Here is a 3,064-nt window from a genome sequence, read left to right on the forward strand (position 1 = left end):
CCATTCCACTCCCATCGCTTATTCATCGAATCGGTGGGGAGAAAGCCAAGCAGGCAAAAATCATTGCGCTGCAATATGACTGCGAGCTAAAGCGTGTGCGTCGATCTCGGAATTGGGGCATTATCGGTGAGGCGGTTAATATTCAGTCGTTTACTGAACAGTTAAAAGCACAAAGTGATGATAATTTTCGTTATCTTATTCAAAAGATTGAGACTGCGCTTCTTGGCCATGCAGATAAGTTAGAGCCACTAGACGAAAAACTTGTCCGCTTAATTAAACAAACACCAGGTATCACCTTGGGGGAATTAATCCAACTTACCCAATGTACGTTAACTGAGGCGCGAGTGGCTCGTTTTAACGTCGATTTTTGATTATTTCAAAGTGTGCTTTTTATTTTTTTATGCTACAGGATCGCAATACTCCGGGGTGATACAAAATACAACGCTTGTTGTTTTGAGCCACAAGCTCAGTATGTAAATTTACATCGCAGTGAATAAACAGAGTTAAAGATAAGCAACCTAAGTCATCAATTGTTTTATTGACACAAATCGCAGACACAAGAGCGATGTTCATATCACTTGCTCTTGGGTGAAGGTTAATCGGTTTAATGCGGATCTGAGAATTATAGGTATGAAATAAGGGTGTAACACAAATTGCATTACACCCTTCTGGATTTTATTTTTTAACTAGTTAATTTAAGCACTCTACTTAATCACTAGAAACGATATTCAACACCGATACTAGCCTGTTTAAAGTCTGTTTCTGTGTCGGAACCGTTAGATACATTATCTAAGTTAATTTCTGCATCATACCAAGTGTACTCTGCATTAATTAGAAAACGATCTGTTACCTTAAACGCTACACCTGCACCGGCAAACACACCTTCATCATCTTTATTGCCAGAAAACCCGACTACGTCATAATCTGTTGAATACCATAACTGACCACCTTTGGCATATAACTCTATTCGCTCAGCAATGGGCAATGTCACTTTTAGACCTGCGGTATAACCATCTGTTTCAGCACTAGATAAGTTGTTGCCGTAACTACCAAAATCAATATAGCTACCTTCTAGAGCTAAGTATTTGTTGAAGCGATAACCGACTAGGCCCTGGAGAACATCATTGTCGTCATCAAAGTCATCTTCGCCATCAACTTTTAGGTAACCATAATTAGCGCCGACATAAACGCCATTTTCAGCTACGTCTTTCTTGAAGTCATCAGCGTGAGAATAAGTACTAAAAGAGGCTAACGAAATAAGTCCAGCTAAAGTAAGAATTGTATTTTTCATAAGGTACTCCTAGTTAATTACGTAAATACATCTAACTACTTACAAAACGGATGCCAACGTTATAAAAGTAACAGAGAATTAATTATCGGTATTTAAATTTAATACTTAATATCAATGGTTTACGTTTTGTGTTTTGGCGGGGGAAGGTGGCCTGTGATTAGATCTCAAGTGAAATGGCTTATTTTTGCACCCGCTTAATGAGACAGTAATAATGTAAAACGGTATTTTTTTCTGATTAAATTGTAATTTTTTCATATTGAAAATATATTGTTATCAATATGTTACGGTTTATTTTTTATTGTCTACTTTCTAGGAAAGATAAAATCTTGGTCATAAACTTGCTATGTTGATTTAGCTTTTTAAAGTGTAGGTTTGTCCGATAGCGTTAAAGTACAACCATTAAGTAAGAATAATAACTATACAGTAACAAGTCGAGTAACCGGATTATCAACACGGTAGGATCGTGAACCTAATTTCATATCGGTTTTTGGTTAACGACTATGACAGGCTTAGTAGCTAATCTAGTAGCTAATCTAGTGGCTAATATTGTACATTAAGGTTGCTGGTGACAATGCTGCTAACCAAGTGGTTTTAGATATTATTTATATTTATTCAATAAAAATATTTACAAGCTTAGATATTCGTGTATTATACGTCTTGCTCTGACATTCAGAGTTATTAATGAACATCAAGTAAAAGAAAAGCCTTAGAATCTCTTCGTTATCGTTGTTATCCTCTGTGTTTCCCTTAGCTTCATCGTGACATTCAATAATTCAAGCTTGAGCGCATCGCATTTTCGCGACAGATTGATTAATTTTAATATATAAGGGACACATCATGTCTAACAAAACAACTGGTTTAGTAAAATGGTTTAACGAAGATAAAGGTTTTGGTTTTATCACTCCTGATAACGGCGGCGCTGACGTGTTCGTTCATTTCCGTTCAATCACTTCAGAGGGTTTCAAGACTCTTGCTGAAGGCCAGAAAGTTTCTTTTGATGTTGAGCAAGGCCAAAAAGGCCCACAAGCTGCTAACGTAGTAGCTGTGTAACTCGACGTTATAAGAATAACGCAAACGGTTTAACGACTGTTTGCGTTTTTTTATGCCTGCAATTTAACCATTTATATTGTTAGCGTGTATAGGCACTTCATTTTGGCCGTATAATAACTTTAAAATTGGTTTAATATTTATCTACTGCTTGTTAATCAGCATCCTTAACACGAGCAGAACCCAGCACTCACTTAATAATTTACTGATTTCTCAAAAACCCTCTTTCTACTTTGATCTGAATCAACGCTATTAATCGTAAATCGATTCATTATATTAGCTGTACATCATACTGATGATTACGGGGCCATAATGTCAGATAACAAACTCATCTTGATTTTAAAAATCTGTATCTCGATAGGGATTAGCTTAATTTTATTAGGCATTTATTGTCATAATTTCAGCGAAACGATTGCAACGATGGGGGTTAATGGAATCATTATTAGTGCTATGTGTGTGGCTTTTGGCATGGCGTTGTCGCTACCAACAAAAATGTACCTGACTTTTATACTGGTTAAGCGTGAAGTAGAAAAAACCACATGACTTAATTTTAGTCGGTTCGTTATAAGTTGACTGTAAATGTTTACACTGCCTACATTTTTATTTCAAATATCAATTTTTATCTCCCTGATTTTACCTGCTTGAAATAATTTTTAATGATGATAATTTCTTCTACCACCTTTTATCTTGACCAATTTATTTTTGCAAAAGCCTAAGTTAGTAAAC

Annotated in this window: 4 protein-coding genes; 3 read left to right on the forward strand and 1 reads right to left on the reverse strand. The window is 35.8% G+C overall.

Annotation, left to right across the window (positions count from 1 at the left end; genetic code table 11):
• Positions 1–2: 2 nt before the first annotated feature.
• A complete protein-coding gene (locus CXF78_RS18440; RefSeq protein WP_257984944.1) occupies positions 3–371 on the forward strand; it encodes a ribosome recycling factor family protein in 369 nt (122 codons plus the stop codon).
• Between the two features lie 344 nt (positions 372–715).
• On the opposite strand, the gene CXF78_RS18445 is transcribed toward CXF78_RS18440, so the two are convergent.
• Positions 716–1,291, reverse strand: coding sequence for a porin family protein (locus tag CXF78_RS18445; RefSeq protein WP_011636217.1), 576 nt, complete (start codon positions 1,289–1,291; stop codon positions 716–718).
• An 837-nt stretch (positions 1,292–2,128) separates the two neighbouring features.
• Here CXF78_RS18445 and CXF78_RS18450 point away from each other — a divergent pair.
• Together CXF78_RS18450 and CXF78_RS18455 are read left to right on the forward strand one after the other, a co-directional pair.
• Complete coding sequence (locus CXF78_RS18450) at positions 2,129–2,341, forward strand: transcription antiterminator/RNA stability regulator CspE (RefSeq protein ID WP_011636218.1); 213 nt, start codon at positions 2,129–2,131, stop codon at positions 2,339–2,341.
• Between the two features lie 309 nt (positions 2,342–2,650).
• Positions 2,651–2,881 carry a hypothetical protein gene (locus CXF78_RS18455; protein ID WP_011636219.1) on the forward strand — a complete coding sequence of 77 codons (231 nt, stop codon included), beginning with the start codon at positions 2,651–2,653 and terminating at the stop codon, positions 2,879–2,881.
• The last annotated feature ends 183 nt before the right edge of the window (positions 2,882–3,064 follow it).

It is taken from the genome of Shewanella sp. 11B5 (genome assembly GCF_002836795.1).
GTDB classification, from domain to species: domain Bacteria; phylum Pseudomonadota; class Gammaproteobacteria; order Enterobacterales; family Shewanellaceae; genus Shewanella; species Shewanella frigidimarina.

Coding starts and splice junctions, on each gene's coding strand:
- CXF78_RS18445 (WP_011636217.1), bottom strand. CDS start 1,291: ATGAAAAATACAATTCTTACTTTAGCTGGACTTATTTCGTTAGCCTCT.
- CXF78_RS18450 (WP_011636218.1), top strand. CDS start 2,129: ATGTCTAACAAAACAACTGGTTTAGTAAAATGGTTTAACGAAGATAAA.
- CXF78_RS18455 (WP_011636219.1), top strand. CDS start 2,651: ATGTCAGATAACAAACTCATCTTGATTTTAAAAATCTGTATCTCGATA.